This window comes from Parafannyhessea sp., assembly GCF_051876455.1.
Classification (GTDB): Bacteria; Actinomycetota; Coriobacteriia; order Coriobacteriales; family Atopobiaceae; genus Parafannyhessea.
Genome location: NZ_JBJEHW010000220.1, coordinates 5,268 through 7,429 on the forward strand (window position 1 = coordinate 5,268; position 2,162 = coordinate 7,429).

Here is a 2,162-nt window from a genome sequence, read left to right on the forward strand (position 1 = left end):
GGCTGCTCGGCCGGCTGCTCGGCCGGGACGCCCTTGGTGGCCTCCATGGACTCCGAGACCTCGTTGTCCTCGTCCTCCTTGGTGAAGCCCTTCTCGAGCACGGGCACGAGCATGCGGTACGAGTTCTCCGTCGCGTTGACGTGCGGCGAGCGCTTGGCGTAGTGCTTGACCGCGGCGGCGGAGCGGTTGATGGCCACGAGCGTGCCCGCGCCGGCCACGCAGCCTCCCGGGCAGGCCATGCCCTCGATCAGGTAGCCGGGGTACTTGCCCTTGACGGCGTCCTTCATCATCTTGCGGCAGTCTGCCAGGCCCTCCGCGTTGACCACGTTGACCTCGCGGTCCGGGTAGCGGCGGTGGATCGCGTTCACGACGGCGGTCGCTACGCCGCCGGCAACCGCGAAGTTGCGGCCGTCGGTGGAGGCCACGTCGAAGTCGCTCTTGTTGTCGTCGGCGAGGGCCAGGTAGTCGATGCCCTTGGCGTCCATCATGCCAGCCATCTCCTCGAAGGTGAGGACGAAGTCGACCTCGCTGCGGACGCTCTTGCGCATGGCCTCGAGCTTCTTTGCGGAGCACGGCCCCACGAAGACGATCTTGGCCTTGGGGTGACGCATGCGGATCATGCGCGCCGTCAGCGTCATGGGCGTGAGGGCCATGCTGATGCAGTTGGCGTGGTCCGGGAACTCGCGCTTTGCCATGACCGACCAGGCCGGGCAGCACGAGGTGCCCATGAACGGCAGCTTGTCCGGCACCTCCTCCATGAAGTCGTCCGCCTCCTGGATGGTGCAGAGGTCGGCGCCCAGGGCGACCTCCTCCACGCCGGAGAAGCCCAGCAGCTTGAAGGCCTCGCGCAGCTTGCCCACGTTGCCCTTGCCGCCAAACTGGCCCACGAAGGCGGGCGCCACGGCCGCGATGACCTCCTCGCCGCGCGCGATGGCCCAGATGACCTGCGCGATCTGGCTCTTGTCCGCGATGGCGCCAAACGGGCAGTTGATGAGGCACTGGCCGCAGCTCACGCACTTGTCGTAGTCGATGTCGGCGCGGCCGTGCTCGTCGGAGCCGATGGCGTTCATGCCGCAGGCGTCCGCGCACGGGCGCACGTGGTGGTGGATCGCGTGGTACGGGCACGTCTTGAAGCACATGCCGCACTTGATGCACTTCTCCTGGTCGATGTAGGCCTTCTTGTCCTTGAAGCTGATGGCCTTCTTGGGGCAGATCTCGCGGCAGGGGTGCGCGAGGCAGCCCTGGCACGTGTTGGTGACCTCGTACACGTTGTCCTTGCAGGCGTTGCACGCGAACTTGATCACGTTGATGAGCGGCGGCTGATAGTAGACCTCGTCGCTGTTGGCGGCCTTCTCGAACCCCTCGCTCACGCGCTCCGGCTTGTCCATGCTCGAAAGCGGCAGGCCCATGGCCAGTCGGATGCGCTCGCTGATGATGGCGCGCTCCAGGAAGACGCTCTCGCGGTACGTGGCGACGTCGCCCGGGAGGATCTTGTACGGCAGCTCGTCGAACTCCTTGTCGAGCTCCTCCGTGGACTCGCCGCCGGCATCGAGCTTGTAGCAGATCTTGGCGACCTCGCGAAACACGCTGCGCCTGATGTCCGTCAGGTTGGTGTAGACGCCTCGCATGGTATCGGCCATGAAAACCCCTCTCCTAGGTGACCGCCCGCGGCGCGACCCCCCAGCCGCGACGCGGGCGCACGCATTTGGTTACATTCTAGCAACGAGCCACGGCGCCAAGGTCCCTCGCGTCAAAGTACGCGTCAAAGCGGCGCGGCCACCCGGCGCACACGTCGACCCGCTCCCCCGTGACGGGGTGGGCGAACTCCTCCTGGTACGCGTGCAGCATGAGCCCCGGGCCAGAAGGACCTGCGCCCCCGCCCCGCGCACGCCCGTAGAGCGCATCCCCCACGATGGGGTGGCCCAGGTGCGCGAGGTGCACGCGGATCTGGTGGCGCCGGCCGGTGCCCAGCTCCAGCTCCACGAGCGAGCGACCGCCGCGCCGGCACAGCGTGCGCACGCGCGTGAGCGCCAGCTTGCCGGAGGTGGAGACGCGCATGCGCCGCGCGTCGTGGCGGTCGCGGCCGATGGGCGCCTCGATCCGGTCGAGCCCCTGCGGCAGCGAGCCCTCGACGACGGCCAGGTAGCGCTTGTGCATGGCAT

General features: G+C 68.0%; 2 protein-coding genes. Both read right to left on the minus strand.

Annotated elements, in window-relative coordinates; genetic code table 11:
• A partial coding sequence (locus ACI38Z_RS09215) for a 4Fe-4S dicluster domain-containing protein (RefSeq protein WP_439789908.1) occupies positions 1-1,640 on the minus strand: 1,640 nt, incomplete at its 3' end.
• A 76-nt stretch (positions 1,641-1,716) separates the two neighbouring features.
• Positions 1,717-2,162, minus strand: a 446-nt coding sequence (locus ACI38Z_RS09220) for an RluA family pseudouridine synthase (RefSeq protein ID WP_439789909.1), incomplete at its 5' end; no start/stop codon positions are given.